This is a genomic window from Wenzhouxiangella sp. XN24 (assembly GCF_011064545.1).
Taxonomy (GTDB): domain Bacteria; phylum Pseudomonadota; class Gammaproteobacteria; order Steroidobacterales; family XN24; genus XN24.
On the sequence record NZ_JAAMFG010000034.1, the window covers coordinates 499,837 to 518,001 of the forward strand.

General features: G+C 67.9%; 15 protein-coding genes. 8 read left to right on the forward strand and 7 right to left on the reverse strand.

Features of this window, described 5'->3' with window-relative positions; genetic code table 11:
- Positions 1-3: 3 nt before the first annotated feature.
- Positions 4-2,280, reverse strand: coding sequence for an ATP-dependent Clp protease ATP-binding subunit ClpA (gene clpA, locus G6032_RS10015; RefSeq protein ID WP_165281980.1), 2,277 nt, complete (start codon positions 2,278-2,280; stop codon positions 4-6).
- 3 nt (positions 2,281-2,283) lie between these two features.
- A complete protein-coding gene (clpS, locus tag G6032_RS10020) occupies positions 2,284-2,601 on the reverse strand; it encodes an ATP-dependent Clp protease adapter ClpS (RefSeq protein WP_165281981.1) in 318 nt (105 codons plus the stop codon).
- Between the two features lie 244 nt (positions 2,602-2,845).
- Here clpS and gspC point away from each other — a divergent pair, with 244 nt between their 5' ends.
- The 5 genes from gspC to G6032_RS10045 all read left to right on the forward strand — a co-directional run bounded on the left by gspC (position 2,846) and on the right by G6032_RS10045 (position 9,030).
- The gene (gspC, locus tag G6032_RS10025; RefSeq protein ID WP_165281982.1) at positions 2,846-3,793 is read left to right on the forward strand and encodes a type II secretion system protein GspC; all 948 of its coding nucleotides are present in this window, start codon (positions 2,846-2,848) and stop codon (positions 3,791-3,793) included.
- Positions 3,794-3,810: 17 nt separating this feature from the next.
- Complete coding sequence (gene gspD / locus G6032_RS10030) at positions 3,811-5,880, forward strand: type II secretion system secretin GspD (protein ID WP_165281983.1); 2,070 nt, start codon at positions 3,811-3,813, stop codon at positions 5,878-5,880.
- Positions 5,861-7,408, forward strand: a complete 1,548-nt coding sequence (gene gspE / locus G6032_RS10035; protein WP_165281984.1) for a type II secretion system ATPase GspE — start codon at positions 5,861-5,863, stop codon at positions 7,406-7,408. The genes gspD and gspE overlap by 20 nt, the downstream gene beginning before the upstream one ends.
- 22 nt (positions 7,409-7,430) lie before the next feature.
- Positions 7,431-8,645: a type II secretion system inner membrane protein GspF gene (gspF, locus tag G6032_RS10040; protein ID WP_165281985.1), complete on the forward strand. Its 1,215-nt coding sequence runs from the start codon at positions 7,431-7,433 to the stop codon at positions 8,643-8,645.
- 154 nt (positions 8,646-8,799) lie between these two features.
- Positions 8,800-9,030 (forward strand): hypothetical protein, encoded by a 231-nt coding sequence (locus tag G6032_RS10045; RefSeq protein ID WP_165281986.1) that lies wholly within the window; start codon positions 8,800-8,802, stop codon positions 9,028-9,030.
- 23 nt (positions 9,031-9,053) lie between these two features.
- Here the strand turns inward: G6032_RS10045 and G6032_RS10050 are convergent, their stop codons facing one another.
- The 4 genes from G6032_RS10050 to lexA all read right to left on the reverse strand — a co-directional run bounded on the left by G6032_RS10050 (position 9,054) and on the right by lexA (position 15,077).
- Complete coding sequence (locus G6032_RS10050; protein ID WP_165281987.1) at positions 9,054-12,131, reverse strand: error-prone DNA polymerase; 3,078 nt, start codon at positions 12,129-12,131, stop codon at positions 9,054-9,056.
- A complete protein-coding gene (locus G6032_RS10055; RefSeq protein ID WP_165281988.1) occupies positions 12,128-13,774 on the reverse strand; it encodes a DNA polymerase Y family protein in 1,647 nt (548 codons plus the stop codon). The genes G6032_RS10050 and G6032_RS10055 overlap by 4 nt, the downstream gene beginning before the upstream one ends.
- Positions 13,771-14,394, reverse strand: a complete 624-nt coding sequence (gene imuA, locus G6032_RS10060; protein ID WP_165281989.1) for a translesion DNA synthesis-associated protein ImuA — start codon at positions 14,392-14,394, stop codon at positions 13,771-13,773. Before imuA ends, G6032_RS10055 begins: the two co-directional genes overlap by 4 nt.
- A gap of 68 nt (positions 14,395-14,462) precedes the next feature.
- Entirely contained in the window at positions 14,463-15,077 is a 615-nt protein-coding gene (gene lexA, locus G6032_RS10065) for a transcriptional repressor LexA (RefSeq protein ID WP_165281990.1), read from the reverse strand.
- A 251-nt stretch (positions 15,078-15,328) separates the two neighbouring features.
- Between lexA and G6032_RS10070 the strand changes: the two genes are divergently transcribed.
- Positions 15,329-15,634 carry an alanine-zipper protein gene (locus G6032_RS10070; protein ID WP_165281991.1) on the forward strand — a complete coding sequence of 102 codons (306 nt, stop codon included), beginning with the start codon at positions 15,329-15,331 and terminating at the stop codon, positions 15,632-15,634.
- A gap of 115 nt (positions 15,635-15,749) precedes the next feature.
- Here G6032_RS10070 and G6032_RS10075 read toward each other — a convergent pair whose 3' ends face one another.
- Positions 15,750-16,697 (reverse strand): L,D-transpeptidase family protein, encoded by a 948-nt coding sequence (locus tag G6032_RS10075; RefSeq protein WP_206211908.1) that lies wholly within the window; start codon positions 16,695-16,697, stop codon positions 15,750-15,752.
- Between the two features lie 139 nt (positions 16,698-16,836).
- On the opposite strand from G6032_RS10075, the gene G6032_RS10080 reads away from it, so the two are divergent.
- Positions 16,837-17,388 (forward strand): YkvA family protein, encoded by a 552-nt coding sequence (locus G6032_RS10080; protein ID WP_165281993.1) that lies wholly within the window; start codon positions 16,837-16,839, stop codon positions 17,386-17,388.
- 9 nt (positions 17,389-17,397) lie between these two features.
- The gene (locus G6032_RS10085) at positions 17,398-18,165 is read left to right on the forward strand and encodes a ParA family protein (RefSeq protein WP_165281994.1); all 768 of its coding nucleotides are present in this window, start codon (positions 17,398-17,400) and stop codon (positions 18,163-18,165) included.

The window sequence follows — 18,165 nt, forward strand, 5'->3', positions numbered from 1 at the left end:
GTTTCAGTCCTGGGCCACCGGCTCCGGCGTCTCCAGCGGCTCCGTATCGAGCACCAGCCGATCGGCCTCGGCATCCAGGCGCACGCGGATGTGTCCGCCCGAGATCAGCGTACCGAACAGCAACTCCTCGGCGAGGGGCCGCTTGATGTGCTCCTGGATGATCCGCGCCATGGGGCGTGCGCCCATCTTCGGGTCATAGCCTTTCGCCGCAATCCACTCCCGCGCCTCTTCATCGAGCTCGAGCGTGACGAGCCGGTCCTGCAGCTGGGCCTCCAGTTCGACCACCAGCTTGTCCACCACGCGGCTGATGGTCTTCGGATCCAGCGTGCTGAACTCGATGATGCCGTCGAGGCGATTGCGGAATTCGGGTGAGAACAGCTTGCGGATCGCTTCCATGCCGTCTGTCGCATGGTCCTGTTCCGTGAAGCCGATGCTGCTGCGGTTCATTTCCTGCGCGCCCGCGTTGGTGGTCAGCACGATGATCACGTTGCGGAAATCGGCCTTGCGCCCGTTGTTGTCGGTCAGCGTGCCATGGTCCATGACCTGCAGCAGCAGGTTGAACACCTCGGGGTGGGCTTTCTCGATCTCGTCGAGCAGCAGCACGCAGTGCGGGGTCTTGGCGACCGCCTCGGTGAGCAGCCCGCCCTGGTCGAAGCCGACGTAGCCCGGCGGCGCCCCGATGAGGCGCGAGACGGTGTGCCGCTCCATGTACTCCGACATGTCGAAACGCACCAGCTCGATCCCCAGCGCCATGGCCAGCTGGCGGGTGACCTCCGTCTTGCCGACCCCGGTCGGACCCGCGAACAGGAAGCTGCCGACCGGCTTGTTCTCGTCACGCAATCCGGAGCGGGCCATCTTGATCGCCGACGAGAGCGTCTCGACCGCCGAATCCTGCCCGTAGATCACGAGCTTGAGATTGCGTTCGAGGTTCTTGAGCAGGTCCTTGTCCGAAGCCGACACGCTCTTCGGCGGAATCCGCGCCATCTTCGCCACGATGTTCTCGATCAGCTCCACTTCGACCACGGCATTGGCCGGATCGGGTGACTGCAGCCGCAGGCTGGCCCCGGCCTCGTCAATGACGTCGATGGCCTTGTCCGGCAGCTGCCGGTCGTTGATATGGCGCGCAGACAGGTCGGCCGCGGCCTGGATCGCCTCCTCCGCGTACTTGATGCCGTGGTGATCCTCGAAGCGCGACTGCAGGCCCTTGAGGATCTGCACCGTCTCCTGGACGCTGGGTTCCAGCACGTCGATCTTCTGGAAACGCCGCGCGAGCGCGTGGTCCTTCTCGAAAATCCCGCGGTATTCCTGGTAGGTCGTGGAACCGATGCAGCGCAGCTGCCCGTTGGCGAGCACCGGCTTGATCAGGTTCGAGGCGTCCATGACGCCGCCCGAGGCCGCGCCGGCGCCGATCACGGTATGGATCTCGTCGATGAACAGGATCCCGCCGGGATTCTTGCGCAACGCGCCGAGCACCGCCTTGAGGCGTTTCTCGAAATCGCCGCGGTACTTGGTGCCCGCCACCAGGGTGCCCATGTCGAGCGCATAGATCGTGCAGTCGTTCAGCACGTCGGGCACGCGGCCCTCGACGATCATCAGCGCCAGCCCCTCGGCCAGCGCCGTCTTGCCGACCCCGGCTTCCCCGACATAGAGCGGGTTGTTCTTGCGGCGCCGGCAGAGAATCTCCACCGTGCGCTCGATTTCGAGCTCCCGCCCGATCAACGGATCGATCTTGCCGTCCGCCGCCAGCGCGTTCAGGTTGGTGGCGTACTTCTCGAGCGGGTCGCCGTCGACGTCTTTCTCGGGCTCATTGCCCTCGCCGGCCTCCGGTTTCTCGGCCGCCTCTTCCCCGGCCCGCGTGAGGCCATGGGAAATGTAGTTGACGACGTCGAGCCGGGAGACGTCCTGCAGCCCCAGCAGATACACGGCGTGCGACTGTTTCTCGCCGAAAATGGCCACCAGCACGTTCGACGCCGTCACTTCCTTGCGGCCGCTCGACTGCACGTGGAATACGGCCCGCTGCAGTACCCGCTGGAAGCCCAGGGTCGGCTGCACGTCCTGCTCGTCGTCGTCCCCCAGGCGGGGGGTCGTCTCGTCGATGAATTCGGTGAGCTCCCGCTGCAGGGTCGTCAGGTTGGCCCCGCAAGCCTTGAGGATGTCGACCGCCGCCGGGACATCCAGCAGGGCGAGCAACAGGTGCTCCACGGTCATGAATTCGTGCCGCTGGTCCCGGGCCCGACGAAAAGCCTCATTGAGACAGAATTCCAGTTCGCTGCTTAACATTGATCAGGCCTCTTCCATAGTGCACATCAGCGGGTGCTGATGCTGGCGGGCGTACTCGGTCACCTGGACGACGCGCGTCTCCGCGATATCGTAAGGGAAAACCCCGCAGACGCCCCGTCCGCGGGTATGGACCTCGAGCATGACGCGCGTCGCCCGGGTCCGATCGAGGCCGAAAAACCTCTCCAGGACCTCGACGACGAACTCCATCGGCGTGAAGTCGTCATTCAACATGACCACGCGGAACAAGGGCGGCCGCTTTACCTGCGGCCGCGCATCCTCCAGGGCCATGCCCTGGTCTTGTTTCTCGTGTGGATCGGACATATTCGCTCGTTTCTTACCGGTCTCGATGGGCGTCTTCGTACACCACGTGGCAACAGCTTCATTTATAGGGACGACGATGCCCCCTGACAACCCCTTGACTTCGCCGTCACGCCCCTGGAGTCCCGCAGATCAGGCGCAACGCCGCGGATTGCTTGAGACTGTCTCCGTGCACCGCGTATTATCAAGCGTTCGCCCGGCCGAACTGTCGCGCCGGCCGCCTCGCAACACCAGCAGACGGAGTACCGTGGCCGCCGTCCTGAGCCGCATCAACCAGTGGACCCGCATGCCGCCTGCCCAGCTCTGGGCCGACGCCTCGCGAGTGCTGCCGCCATGGGTCTGCCTGTTGCTGGTCGTGGTGATCGGCTGGCAGCTGGCCCGCATCGGGTGGCTGCTCGTGCCTTCCGCGGAGCCCGATGGCCTGCCGCCTGTCCAGGCGGGCGTCCGCACGACCACCGAAACGAGCCGGAGCAGCGTCAGCGTCGACCGGATCGTCGATGCGCAACTGTTCGGGGAGGCGACGGCCGACGCGCCGGTAGCCGTGGTCGAACAGGAAGACGCCCCCGATACCCAGTTGAGCCTCGAGCTGAAAGGCACGGTCGCCGCCAGTGATGCCGACCGCGCACTCGCCATCATCTCGGAGCGTGGCGGCGCGGAGCGGGTTTACTTCGTGGGCGACGCCATCCCCGGCGGCGCCTCTCTGCACGCCGTCTACCCGGATCGCGTGCTGTTGCGACGTGCGGGGCGCCTGGAAGCGTTGCGACTGCCCAGGAGCGAGGAAGCCGTCGCCACGCGACCCGCGGCGCGCGCGGCGCCCGCACCGGTGCGCACGCCCGCGCCCCGGGCTGCGACCGTGCAGGAAGTGGTGCAACAGGGCGCGGCCGCCCTGACCGAGATCATCCGCCCGCAACCGGTCTTCAAGGACGGTCGCCAGCAGGGTTACCGGGTCTACCCCGGCCGGCAGCGCCAGCAGTTCGCGCAGCTCGGACTGCGCCCCGGCGACCTGGTGACCCAGATCAACGGCATGGCACTCGACGACCCGGCCCGCGGCATGGAAATATTCCGCAGCCTGGCCGATGCGACCTCGGTCACGGTGACGGTCGATCGCAACGGCGAAATCGAAATGCTGACACTGGACACCGCTGCCTTGCAGGAAGGCCTGCAGGGCGGCGCGAACGAGAACCCCACAGAATGAGCCCACGGCGGATTGCCATGATGATTCTTGATCGACGCCCGACCGGGGCTCCGGGGCGCTTCACGGCGCTGTTCCTCGCCCTGCTCCTTACGCTGGCGACACCCGCGGCGCTCGCCCAGCAGCCGACCATCACGCCGAATTACAAGGATGCGGACCTGCGCCAGATCATCGAGGCCGTGAGCGCGATCACCGGGCGTAACTTCATCATCGACCCGCGGGTCCGGGCCCAGGTGACGATGCTGTCGGCGGAACCGATGAGTCCCGAGGCTTTTTACGCGACCTTCCTGTCCATTCTCGAGGTCCATGGATACATCGCGGTGCCGGCAGGCGATCTCGTCAAGATCCTGCCCGATGCGAATGCACGACAGGTTCCGGGCGTAGACCTGCCGCGAGCCCAGCCCGGCAGCCCGGACGAGATCGTCACCCAGGTGGTCACGATCAAGAACATCGGCGCCGCCCAGCTGGTGCCGATCCTGCGGCCGTTGATTCCGCAGTACGGCCACCTGGCGGCCCACCAGGCCTCGAACATGCTCATCATCTCGGATCGTGCGGCCAACGTGAACCGGCTGCTGCGGATCATCCAGCGCATCGACACCGGCGCCGACGCGGACATCGAGGTGATCCCCCTGCAACATGCTTCCGCCGGAGACGTCGTCCGCGTCGTATCGGCACTGCGCGAGGCGAGCATGGGCGGCGAGACGACCAAGCCCATCGGGCTGGTGGCGGACGATCGCACCAACAGCGTCCTGATCAGCGGCGACGAGCTCGCCCGGCTGCGGCTGCGCGCCCTCATCTCGCACCTGGATACACCGCTGGAAGAAGGCGGCAACACGCAGGTCGTTTATCTCCACTACGCGGATGCCGAGGATCTCGCCCAGCGACTGGGCGAACAGGCCACGGCCGATTCGAACCTCGGCGCCGCCGGCGGCGCCCCGCAGCAGGGCGGCGGCGCGGTTCGCCGCGAGGACGGCGTGTTGATCTGGGCCGACCCCGGCACCAACGCGCTCGTCATCACGGCCCCGTCCGAGGTCATGCGCAGCCTGAAAATGGTCATCGACAAGCTCGACATCCGCCGCGCGCAGGTGCTGGTCGAGGCGATCGTCGCCGAGGTCTCCTACAACCGCGCCGCCGAACTCGGCGTCACGTGGGCGCTGGACGGCAGCAACGACAACAACATCATCGGCCTGACGAAACTCGGCTCCGGCGGCAACATCAGCGACATCGCCGGCGCCGCGCTCTCCGGCGATTCCGGCCTCGCCCAGGCCATCGGTGGCCTGCCGCAGGGCATCCTGCTGGGCGGCGGACGGATCAACAGCAGCTCCGGCACCAACTGGGGCGTGGTGCTGCGCGCCCTGCTCAGCGACTCCGACACGAACGTGCTGTCCACGCCGTCGATCACGACCATGGACAACGAGGAAGCCGAGATCAAGGTCGGGCAGGAAGTGCCGTTCCTGACGGGCCAGTTCACGAACACCGGCGCATCCCAGGGCTCGGTCAATCCCTTCCAGACCATCGAACGAAAAGACGTCGGGCTCACGCTGCGGGTGACGCCGCAGATCAACGACGGCGACGCCGTGGTCATGACGGTGGCGCTCGAAACTTCGAACCTGAGTCGCAGCGGCGCCGGCGGCGCGGTGGATCTCATCACCAACCAGCGCAGCATCAACCAGAAAGTGCTCATCGAGAACGGCGAGATCCTGGTGCTCGGCGGACTCGTCTCCGACGACCTGATCCAGTCCGAGCAGAAGGTACCGCTGCTCGGCGACCTGCCGATCCTGGGCCACCTGTTCCGTTCCCAGAGCGCGACGACCGAGAAGCGCACCTTGATGGTGTTCCTGCGCCCGGTCATCCTGCGCGACGGCCCGCAGGCCGCCATGGAAACGAATGCCAAGTATCGCCAGATGCAGGACGCCCAGAGCGGCGCGGCGGAGCGCGGCAGCCAGTTCCTCAACCGCAACGTGCCGAGCCCCGAGATCCCCGATTTCGAATCGCTCAAGCCCGCTTCGGAAGGCTACGTGCCGCCACCGCCCGACGACGAAATAGAAGACTCCGCACCGGTGAAGGATTATGGCGACCGAGACGACTGACCTGCAGGCCGGCCTCGGCGACGCAGCCGAACCGCCCGCCCCCCGCACGCGCGGCGGACGCGGCCGGCTGTTGCCTTTCGCCTTTGCCAAGCGCCACGGCATCCTCATCACCGAGCTGACCGACGAGCGCGGCCATGCGGTGTGCCGGCCGGACATCAAGCCGCTCAGCCTGGCCGAGGCGCGGCGTTTCGCGCGCGTACCCATCGACGTGCGCGAGGTGCCGGAAGAGGAATTCGACCAGCTCCTGCAACGTGCCTACGAGAGCGGCTCGAACGCGGCGATGCAGATGGCCGAGGGCCTGGAAAGCGACCAGGACCTGTCGCGCGTGGCGCAGGACCTGCCGGAACCTTCGGACCTGCTCGAGAGCGAGGACGACGCGCCGATCATCCGCCTGATCAATGCCATCCTCACGCAAGCGGTGAAGGAAAGCGCCTCGGACATCCATATCGAGCCTTTCGAGAACCGCCTGGTGGTGCGTTTCCGCATCGACGGCGTATTGCGCGAGGTGGTGCAGTCCCGGCGCGCAGTGGCGCCGCTCGTGGTGTCGCGCATCAAGGTCATGTCGCGGCTCGACATCGCCGAGAAGCGCGTGCCGCAGGACGGGCGTATTTCCCTGAAGATCGCCGGGCGCGCCGTGGACGTACGCGTCTCGACCATTCCCTCCGGCCACGGCGAACGGGTGGTGATGCGGCTGCTGGACAAGCAGGCGGGCAAGCTGGATCTTTCGAGCCTCGGCATGGACCCGGACACGGAAGCGATGATGGATCGCCTGATCCATCGACCCCACGGGATCCTGCTCGTCACCGGCCCGACCGGTTCGGGCAAGACCACGACGCTCTACGCCGGCCTGGAACGCATCAACCAGACCAGCCGCAACATCATGACGGTCGAGGACCCGATCGAGTACTACATTGACGGCATCGGCCAGACCCAGGTGAACACCAAGGTCGGCATGACGTTCGCGCGCGGCCTGCGAGCCATCCTCCGCCAGGACCCCGACGTGGTGATGGTCGGCGAGATCCGCGATCTCGAAACGGCCGAGATCGCCGTGCAGGCCAGTCTCACGGGGCACCTCGTGCTCTCCACCCTGCATACGAACACGGCGGTAGGTGCCGTGGCGCGGCTGCGCGACATGGGCGTCGAACCGTTCCTGCTCGCCTCCAGCCTGCTCGGCGTCATCGCCCAGCGCCTCGTGCGAACCCTGTGCAAGGATTGCCGGCAGCCGGGACCCCCCAGTGAAAGCGAGCGGCGCATCCTCGGCCTCGACGCTGATTCGGAAGCACGCGTCTACCACCCCGTCGGCTGCGCGACCTGCAATGGCAGCGGCTATCGCGGGCGCAGCGGCATCTATGAACTCATCCCGGTGGATGAGCGCATGCAGGCGATGATTCACCAGGGGGAAAGCGAACAGGCGCTGGAGCACTATGCCCGCACGCTCAGCCAGGGAATCCGCGACGACGGCGTGCGCAAGGTGCTCGACGGCACGACGACCCTCGAGGAAGTCGTCCGTGTCACGCGCGATGACTGACGCGCGACAGCGGACCTGAGCGATGGGGGCCTTCGAATACACGGCGGTGGATCGCGGCGGGCGCCAGCACAAGGGCGTGCTGGAGGGCGACACGGCGCGCCAGGTCCGCCAGCTGCTGCGCGAACGCGGCATGCTGCCGATGTCCATCAACGAGGTCATGGAGCGGGAACGGCGCAGCGGCGGGAGTTTCAGCCTGCGGCGCGGCATGAACGCCGCCGATCTCGCGCTCGTCACCCGGCAGCTGGCCACGCTGCTGCGGTCCGGGATGCCGCTCGAGGAAACCCTCCTCGCGGTCGGCCAGCAGAGCGAGAAGCCGCGCCTCAAGAGCATCCTGCTGGGCGTCCGCTCGCGGGTCATGGAGGGCCACACCCTCGCCGCAGGGCTCGCGGAGTTCCCGCAGGCCTTCCCCGAGATCTACCGCGCCACGGTGGCGGCGGGCGAACAGTCGGGCCATCTGGACCCGGTGCTGGAGCGGCTGGCCGACTACACGGAGGGGCGCCAGCAGCTGCGCCAGCGCGTCTCGCATGCGCTCATCTACCCGGTGATCCTGAGCGTGATGGCCGTGATGATCGTCAGCGGACTGCTGGTCTACGTGGTGCCCAAGGTCGTCGGTGTGTTCGAGAACACCGGCCAGGCGCTGCCGACTTTCACGCGCATGCTGATCGCCAGCAGCGACTTCCTCCGCGAGTACGGTTTCGTGGTGCTCATCGTGCTGGGCCTGGCGGCGTTCGTCTTCAGGCGCATGTTGCGGCAACTGGCTTTTCGCCGCCGCTGGCACCGCCTTCTGTTGCGCATGCCGCTGGTCGGCCGGCTGACGCGCGGCGTCAACACCGCGCGCTTCACGCGCACGCTCAGCATCCTCGCCGGCAGCGGCGTCCCGGTGCTCGAGGCCCTGCGGATCGCCGGCGACGTCGTGACGAACGTGCCGATGCGGGAAGCCATCCACGAGGCGGCCGTGCGGGTGCGCGAAGGCGCGCCCCTGGGACGCTCGCTGGGCGCCAGCCGCCTGTTCCCGCCGATGACCATGCACCTGATTTCCAGCGGCGAGGCGAGCGGCGAACTGGAAGTGATGCTGGAACGCGCAGCGGCCAACCAGGAAAGGGAAGTGGACGGCCTGGTCGGCGCCATGCTGTCGATCCTGGAACCGGCGCTGATCCTGCTGATGGGCGCCCTGGTGCTGGCGATCGTGATCGCCATCCTGCTGCCGATCTTCCAGCTGAACCAGCTCGTTTCCTGAGCGCGGACCCCGGTCCCCGGCCGTCACATCCGGGCGGCGCGGGCAGCGTCGTTGCAAGATTTCTGCACTAAGCTATTGCCACTGAAAGCGGCTCGCGGTATATGTCGCGCCACGAATCCTCCGGGATGATGTTGCCAACACCCGATCAAGTGTTATGAGCGATCCGGAAACCGAAAACACCAGTGACGACGACATCGAGGAATCCTTCGATGATCGCGAGGGCGAGATGGAAGAAGAGGAGTTCGACGGTCTCCTTGGCGACCTCCCCGCGGGCGCTGCAAACCGGAAGGCGAGCGACACCGCCAGGCGCCGGGTGGAGGAATACATGGAAATGAAGCGCGCCGCCCGCGAGCTCGCCGATCTCGACAGTTTCGACTTCGACTGAGCCTCGACTTCCGACAGACCCTGCTAGTGGAAATCGCGCGAGCGGACGTCGAGCCCGCCGAGCAGTGCACTGCGATCGGCCATCCGCTCGGCCACCAGGTGCACGACCTCGCCTTCCCGCTGGACCCGCCCGGCCACCTCCAGCAGACGTGAGCCGAGCAGCGGCCGCCGCCAGGTCTCGGCCACGTTCCGCCAGACGACCACGTTCACCTGCCCCGTCTCGTCCTCGAGGGTGACGAACATGACGCCTTTCGCGCTGCCCGGCCGCTGGCGGTTGATGACGATGCCGGTGCAGGCGGTCCATGCGCCATGCGGCGCCGAGTTCAATTCTTCGGCGCTGACCAGCCCGTCCTCCGTGAACCGGCGCCTGAGCAGCGCGAGCGGATGACGCCCCAGGGTCAGGCCCATGCTCCGGTAGTCGGCCACGATATTCCGCCCCTCCCCCGGCGCGCGTAACAACGGCACGCCCTCGGGAGCGCTCGCCTCCTCGAGCAGCGGCAGGGGTTGTTCCACCCCCGCCACGGCCCAGCCGGCGCGGTGCCGGTGGCCGGCGAGCCGCGCCAGTGCGCCGGCGCGCGCCAGCGCCCCCAGGTCGCTGCGGTCCAGGCGAGCGCGGCGCGCGAGGTCGTCCACGCTCGCGAAGGGCCTGTCGGCCCGCGCCGCCACCAGGCGTTCGGCGCCGGCCGCCGACAACTCCGCCACCAGGCGCAGCCCCAGTCGCGCGGCAGCGTCGCCCGTGGCGGCCTTCTCCAGCGTGCAGTCCCGGTCGCTGGCGAGGACATCCACCGGGCGTACTTCCACACCGTGACGGCGCGCGTCCTGGACCAGCTGCGCGGGCGCGTAGAAACCCATCGGCTGGCTGTTGATCAGCGCGCACAGGAACGCCGCCGGTTCATGGCGCTTGAGCCACGCGGACACGTAGACCAGCAAGGCGAAGCTGGCGGAATGCGATTCCGGGAAACCGTACTCCCCGAAGCCGAGGATCTGGTTGAAGATCCGGCGCGCGAATTCCTCGGCGTAGCCGCGCCGCCGCATCCCCTCGATGAGTCGTTCCTCGAACGGCCCCAGGCCACCCTTGCGCCGCCAGGCCGCCATGGCCCGGCGCAGCTGGTCGGCCTCGCCCGCGCTGAAACCGGCGGCGACGATGGCGAGCTGCATGACCTGCTCCTGGAAGATCGGCACCCCCAACGTCCGCTCCAGGACTTCGCGCACCTCTTCGCTCGGATAACTGACCGGCTCCTGGCCGTTCCGCCGTCGCAGGTAGGGATGCACCATGTCGCCCTGGATGGGTCCCGGACGGATGATCGCCACCTCGATGACCAGGTCGTAGAAACAGCGCGGGCGCATGCGCGGCAGCATCGCCATCTGGGCGCGCGACTCGATCTGGAATACGCCCATGGTGTCCGCCGCCGAGATCATGTCGTACACGGCCGGGTCCTCCGCCGGCACCGTCGCCAGCGTCCAGCGAACACCCCGGAAGCGCTCGACCAGCTCGAAGCTGCGCCGGATCGCACTCAACATGCCGAGGCCGAGCACGTCCACCTTGATCATGCCCACGGCATCGAGGTCGTCCTTGTCCCACTGGATCACGGTGCGCTCCGGCATCGCCGCGTTCTCCACCGGCACCAGCCGGTCGAGTTCTTCATCGGCGATCACGAAGCCGCCGACATGCTGCGACAGGTGCCGGGGAAAACCGACCAGCCCCCTGGCCAGTTCCAGCAGCCGCGCGATCACGGGATTGTCCGGATCGAAGCCTGCTTCGCGGATGCGGTCGGCGGGAATCTCCTTGCCGTCCCACCAGTGCATCGACTTGGTCAGCGTGTCGAGTTGCAGTGGCGCAAGGCCCAGCGCCCGGCCGGCATCGCGCAAAGCGCTGCGCGGCCGGTAGCGGATCACCGTGGCGGCCAGCGCGGCGCGGCGGCGCCCGTACTTGGCGTAGATGTACTGGATGACTTCCTCGCGGCGCTCGTGCTCGAAGTCCACGTCGATGTCCGGCGGCTCGTTGCGCTCCTTCGAGATGAAACGTTCGAAAAGCACCGACATGCGTGCCGGGTCGACCTCGGTGATGCCGAGACAGAAGCAGACGGCCGAGTTCGCCGCCGAGCCGCGCCCCTGGCAGAGAATGCCCAGGCTGCGCGCATGGCGGACGATGTCGTGCACGGTGAGGAAATAGGCCTCGTAACCGAGTTCGCCGATCAGGCCGAGTTCGCGCCGGACGGTCTGTTCGACCTTGGCGGGCGTCCCCCCGGGCCAGCGCCGCCGCATGCCCTCCGCCGTCAGGCGCGCCAGCCAGGAGGACGGCGTCTCGCCGGACGGCACCAGCTCGGCCGGATAGCGCCAGTCGAGCTCGTCGAGCGTGAAGTTGCAGCGTGCGGCGATCTCCACCGCGGCCTCGAGCAGCGGCGCCGGATAAAGTGCGCCGAGCCGCGCGCGGCTGCGCAAGTGGCGTTCGCCGTTCGGCAGCAGGCGGGTGCCCAGCCGATGCAGGGGGGTGTTCAGGCGAATGGCGCTCAGCGTGTCCTGCAGGCGGCGGCGCTCGCGCACGTGCATGTGGACATCGCCACAGGCGACACGCGGCAGGCCGACGGCCTCGCCGAGCGCCTCGAGCGCGGCGAGGCGTGCGGCATCGTCGCCGCCGAAGAACAACTCGACCGCCAGCCAGGCGCGTCCCGAGAAACAGTCGGCCACCCAGCGACCATCGGCCTCGCGGGATCGCTCATCCGGCACCCACAGCGCCAGGCAGCCGGGCGCCCCATCGCCCAGGTCCGCCCGCGACAGGCGGTAGGCACCCTTGGACGCCGCCCGGCGGCCTCGCGTGATCAGGCGACAGAGTTGTCCGTAACCGTTCCGGTCGGCCGCCAGCAACACGAGCCGCAAACCGTCGGCGAGGTGGAATTCGCTGCCGATGATGAGCTTCAGGCCGGTTTCCCGTGCGGCTTCCCAGGCCCGCACCACGCCGGCCACCGAGCATTCGTCCGTCAGGGCGAGCGCGTCGTAGCCGAGTTCCGTCGCGCGATGCACGAGTTCCGCCGGGTGCGAGGCGCCCCGGAGGAAGGTGAAATTGGAGATGCAGTGCAACTCCGCGTAGGCCGGGCTTTTCATCCGAAGATGCCGTGCAGGTACCACGCCGGGCCGGCGGCCGGACTGGCGGTCGGACTGGCGGTCGGACCGGGGCTACAGGTGCCGGGCAATTCACGAAAAATCCACAGCCGCGCACCCGCGGGCGTGCGGGCGATCCAGTAGTCCCGCGCAACCTCCCGTCCGTCCCACCAACCGCTCTCGACCCGTTCCGGGCCGCTCTCGATCCGCAACGCGCCGTCGCAGCGGGGCCGACCACCAGGACTCGGCAAGCGTCGTGGCGATTCCAGCAACCAGCCGGGGCGCGAACCGGACGCCGGCACCGGAACCGGCTGGTATCGTGCACCGGGTTCGGCGATACGCCAGGCCTGCTCGGGCCGATGTTCGTCGAGCGGACACAGCCCGTTCACGGCCTCCCGGCCGAGCCGCGCACGCAGCCGCTCCACCAGTCGCAGACCCGCCGTCGCGTCCGGTCCGCTGCCGAACAGCCCGGCGTTCGCCGGCACGAGGGATTCGCCCGGCTCCGCCTCGAGAGCAACGCTGATGACCGGCGCAGGCAGCGCCAGGCGCTCGAGCCTGGCGGCGAACAAGGCATCGAAATGCGCCGCCTCGAGCCCGGGCGCAGCCAGTTCCAGGGTCAGCCTGGTGGCGGGACGACGCAGGTGCACCAGCTCGATGTCCAGCCGGCTGACCGCCCGCTGGCGGGCGCGCAGAAAACCCTCGAGTTCCGCGAACAAGCCCTGCAAGGCGCGGGCCAGGTGCGTCGTATGGCTCGTCTCCATCGCCATCTCGCGGCTGCCGCGGTACCGGGCGGGCGCGCGGAAAGCGCTGCGTGGATCCGCCAGGCGACCGAGCGCCCGGTCGAGATCGGCGAGCGGGCCCCGACCGAGGCGCCGTGCAAACCCGTCCCGGGGCAGCCGCAGGCAATCCTCGAGCCGCTCGATTCCAAGCCCGCGCAGTGTCGTGAGTGTCGCGTCCGGCCAGCCGGTGACCACCGGCCGCAGGCGGCCGATGCGGCCGGCCAGTGCCGCCGGCTCCAGCACGGCTTCCGTCTCGCCGGCGCGCGCCAGCCACAGCGCAGCCAGCGGGGTGGGCGCCACCGCGTCACGACCGGCATGCCCGGTGTTTTGCAACGCCGCCCGGACCTGCCGACGCAACGGCTCCACGCCGCCGAACAGGCGCAGGCTGCCGCGCACTTCGAGCAACAAGGCGGCCGGCGGCTCGATGCTGACCATCGAGGTGAATGCGCCTGCCCAGGCCGCGAGACGCGCCAGGGCGCTGCGCTCGGCCGCCTCGTCGCGTTCCAGCACGACCAGTCCGGGACACAGCGCCAGCGCCGCATTGAGCGGCAGGCCGGGAGACACGCCGCTCTCCGCGGCCGCCGCGCTGGCCTGCACGACACGGCCGCTCCGATCCACGATCACCCGCGCATCGCCCGTCTCTTCACCGCCGCTGCGCACCTCCAGCGGCAATCTCGGCAGGCCCAGGCAGAGCCACAGCGGCGTGCCAGGGGGGCGCGCCGCATCCCGCCGTGGCGCATGCTCCGACGCTTGTCCCTGCTCCAGGCGTGGCGTCCGCTCCGGCCCGGGTCCCTGCCGCCGCCCGGGCGCCGGGGACACCGACGGCCCGGCGGCCGCCGGGCGGGGATACGCCGCCGACCGCTTCATCTTCCGTGCAGGGCTGTGACGGGCAATGCGCGGGCAGCGCCACCGCGGTGCTTGCGCAGGTGCAGGCAAGGCCCCCCGGGGCCGCTGTCCAGGCTGAGCCGCAACGCGGCCGGCGACGGCGCGGCGAGTGCCGCCGGGGGACGAAACAGGATCACGGGCGTCTGCCGGTGTTCCGCAGCGAGCTGCAAGCGACGCAGGGCGCGTCCGTCCGCGCGGCCCACCCAGGACAGCACCACCCGGCAACTGCCGGACTGCAGCGCCTGCTCGGTGGCCCACAGGGCTTCGGTGTCATCCCGGGCATGCACCAGCAGCATGCGCGCGAGATCGATGCCCGCCGCGGCAAAAGCCGGTGCATAAGGCAGGTACGGCGGAGCGATCCAGGCAAACCAGCCCGCGGCCTCGTCCTGTGACAAACGCTGCAGCAAGGGCATGAACAAGGCCAGTTCGCCACTGCCCCAATGCGCCACGGCGACCTCCGTCAGCCTGGCGGGCCAGCCGCCGCCGGGCAACAAGGCATCGAGCTCCGGATGGCCGCTCGCCAATACCGGCCAGTGCGGCTGGTGGCGCCCGGCCCGCCAGAGTCGTGGATCGTCCAGCAGGGTATGCAGGGATTCATTCATTGACAGCGCTTCCGCACGGCACGACGCCGGCCCTGCCCCCTGTCCCCTGTCCCATCCTTCGCCGGGCCTCAGGCGCGCCGCATGACGCCGACGACCACGCCCTCGATGATGATGGCCTGTTGCTCCATGTCGACCCGGATCGGCTCGAAGTCGACGTTCTCGGGCATCAGCCACACGATCTTGCCTTCCTGCCGATAGCGCTTCACGGTGACCTCGTCGTCGAGCCTCGCGACCACGATCTGCCGGCTGCGCACTTCCGGCGTGCGGTGCACCGCCACCAGGTCGCCATCGAGGATGCCTGCGTCTCTCATGCTCATGCCCTGGACCTGCAGCAGGTAATGGGGACGCGGATGGAACAGCGCCGGATCGACCTGGTAGTGGCCCTCGATATGTTCCTCGGCAAGGATCGGACGGCCGGCGGCGACGCGCCCGACCAGGGGCAGGCTGCTGCTGTCCTGCACCTGCGCGGCGTCCTTGAGGCGGATACCCCGGGAGGCGCCCGGCACCAGCTCGATGACCCCTTTGCGCGCCAGGGCGCGCAGGTGTTCCTCGGCCGCGTTTGCAGAACGGAAACCCAGCGAGGCCGCGATCTCCGCCCGGGTGGGCGGCATCCCGGCCTCCTCGATGTGTCCGCGCACGAGGTCGAGAACCTGGCGTTGCCGAGCGGTGAGTTTGCCTTGCATAGCCGGAATATCCTGTGGGAATGAACAGTAACTGAGATTATATACAGCCCCGGTCACAGAGCAAGCTTCTTCTGCACCCCCACCCGGGCCAGAGCCGGCGCCGGGCGGGGCGTTGCTTGACATCCCCTGCCCCTCTGCTTGAATAAGCCGTAGACGTTCTGTAACTTACGCAGGCGATTATGTAATCGGCAGAATGATTCCGCCGACGCAGCATGCGAAAAACCACCGTGATCACCAGGGGATTGCAATCAATGAAGAAGAACTTCCTTTACGCCGGCGTTGCCGTCGTTGCACTTGGCGTGATGAGCGGCTGTGCCGTGACGCAGCAGGATCTCGACGCCGTGCGTGCCACGGCTGAGCAGGCCTTGAACGAGGCGCGCGCCGCCAAGACCACCGCTGATGCCGCCAATGCCAGCGCGGAAGAAGCCAAGCGCGTTGCCACCAATGCCCAGAACACCGCTAACCGCGCCGCCCAGGCCGCCAGCGAGGCGCAGGCCTCGGCTGCTGCCAACACGGACCGGATCGAGCGGATGTTCGAGCGTTCGATGTCGAAGTAAGGACACCCGTCCTGGCAAAAAGGCCGCAGCTTGCTGCGGCCTTTTTCTTTTGGGCGGTCCGATTTCTTTTGGGCGGTCCGACGGCGGCTGTGCAACCACCGACTTCTCCCGTTCGCTAGGGCTGGAACGCCACCGTCGTCGCACGCAGCGGCACGGCCGTCGGCACGCCCGTCGCGGCGGCGAAAATCGCATCTGCGCGCGGCCAGTCGATCTCGAGTCCGTGGAGCCGCGCCGCATCCCTGAGCAGCGTGGTGAAGCGCATCCGCAACTGCGATTCGCTTTCCTCCTCGAGCGGCGGATGAACCTCGACATACAACACGTCGGCCGCCCAGCCGACCTTGATCGGCTCGCTGATGATGCGCACCTCGGTCCCCACGTCGACCAGTCCGAAAATCTGCTCGATGTGCTCGGGGAACATGCGAATGCACCCGGACGTCACGCGCATGCCCACCCCGTCCGGGTTGTTGGTACCGTGAATCAGGTAGGACGTCAGGTTGAGCCGCATGGCGTACGCACCGAGCGGATTCTCCGGCCCCGGCGGCACGACCCGCGGGAGGATGTCGCCGCGCTTCGCGTGCTCCTGCCGGATCGACTCGGGCGGATACCAGGAGGGATCCTTCGCCTTGCTGATGATCCGGTGGCTGCCGATCGGCGTATCCCAGTCCATCTTGCCGATGCTGATGGGATAACTGATCACCTGGGCGGTCTCGCCTTTCGCCGGCCGGGGAAAGTAATACAGGCGATACTCGGGCAGGTTGATGACGATGCCCTCGCGGGGACCCGGCGGCAGCACGTAGCGGGTCGGCAGCGCCACGCGCGTCCCGCGTCCCGGGAGCCAGATGTCCACGCCGGGATTCGCCCGCGTGAGTTCCTTGTACCCGACGCTGTAATCGCGCGCCACGTCGAGCAGCGTGTCTTCCTGGCGGGTATGCATCCACGTCGGCGCCCCGACCAGGTCGGTGCCCTCCGGAGGCAGGATGAACGTCGCCGCCGCGCTGCCGGCCGCCCACGCGAGCGCGAACAGTGCGACAGACGCCTGCAGGACCACCCTCAAAGCCGGCATTGCGCCGGGATATCGCTTCATCATGCGTGGCATTTTACCCGCCGGCGACGCGGAAGCCACGCCCCGCGCCGGCCGCAGCGGTTGACGGTCCCGCAAGCTGACCTTAGGCTTCCTGCTTCCCTCCCCGGAGCGTCCACTCATGAGCCTCAGAATCTCCTTCGAACTCAGCGACAAGGACGTCAGACATTTCCGGGACGCGATGCGCAAGGCACGTGCTGCCGTCCGCGACTCGGAAGATTCCGAGATCATCGCTGCGGCGCGGGAATCCTTCATCAACGTGACCACGACCCGGGTCCCGCACTATGTGCGCGAGCGGATCGACCGGCTGCGGGCCATGGTGGAAATGCTCGAGGACGAGGAGTGGCGCATGACGCGCAGCGAGCGCGAACGCATCCTGGCCTCCCTGGTCTATTTCTGTGACCCGGACGACCTGATTCCGGACCATATCCCGGGGCTCGGGTTCCTCGACGACGCGATCATGGTGGAGCTGGCCTTCCGCGAGCTCAGGCACGAGATCGAGGCCTACCAGGACTTCCGCGAGTATCGCCACAAGTACGACTCCGGCTTTCGCCTGCGCCGTAATGCCAAGGTCCGGGCGGACAAGCTCGCCGCGCGCGTGGAGCAGCTGCGCGAGCGCGCGGCCCGCCGGCGGGAGCGCGACGCCGACCAGGGCGGCCCGAAGATCCTCTAGCAACTCGCCATGCAGAGAGTGATCTTCAACCAGAAGGGTGGCGTCGGAAAATCCAGCATCACCGCGAACCTCGCCGCGATCAGCGCGGTCCGGGGCCGTGACACGCTGGTCGTGGACCTCGACCCGCAAGGCAACTCGACCCAGTACCTGCTGGGGGATGCGTGGGAGACCGCCACATCGGACGCGGCCCAGTTCTTCAGCGATTCGCTATCGATACGGATACTGCCGCGCGATCCGCTGCGCTACGTCACGCCGACTCCTCACGAGGGCCTGCATGTGCTCGCCTCCTCCCCGGAACTGGCCGAGTTGCAGGCGAAGCTCGAGTCGCGTCACAAGATCTACAAGCTGCGCGAGCTGCTTTCGAAGCTCGCGGAGCAGTTCGACGCCATCTACGTGGATACGCCGCCGGCCTTCAATTTCTATACGCTGTCGGCGCTGATCGCCGCGGACACCTGCCTGATTCCCTTCGACTGCGACGATTTCTCGCGGCGCGCGCTGTACACGCTGCTGGAGAATGTCGAGGAGACCCGCGCCGACCACAATCCCGACCTGAGTGTCGAGGGGATCGTCATCAACCAGTTTCTCTCGCGCGCCAACCTGCCGCAGCGGCTGGTGGAGGAACTGCGCGCGGAAGGCTTGCCGGTGCTGGACACCAAGTTGTCGTCCAGCGTGAAGATGCGCGAATCACACGAGCAGTGCATGCCGCTGATTCATCTCGCACCGCGCCACAAGCTGACCGAAGAGTTCGTCGCCCTGTACGACGAACTCGAGGGCTGA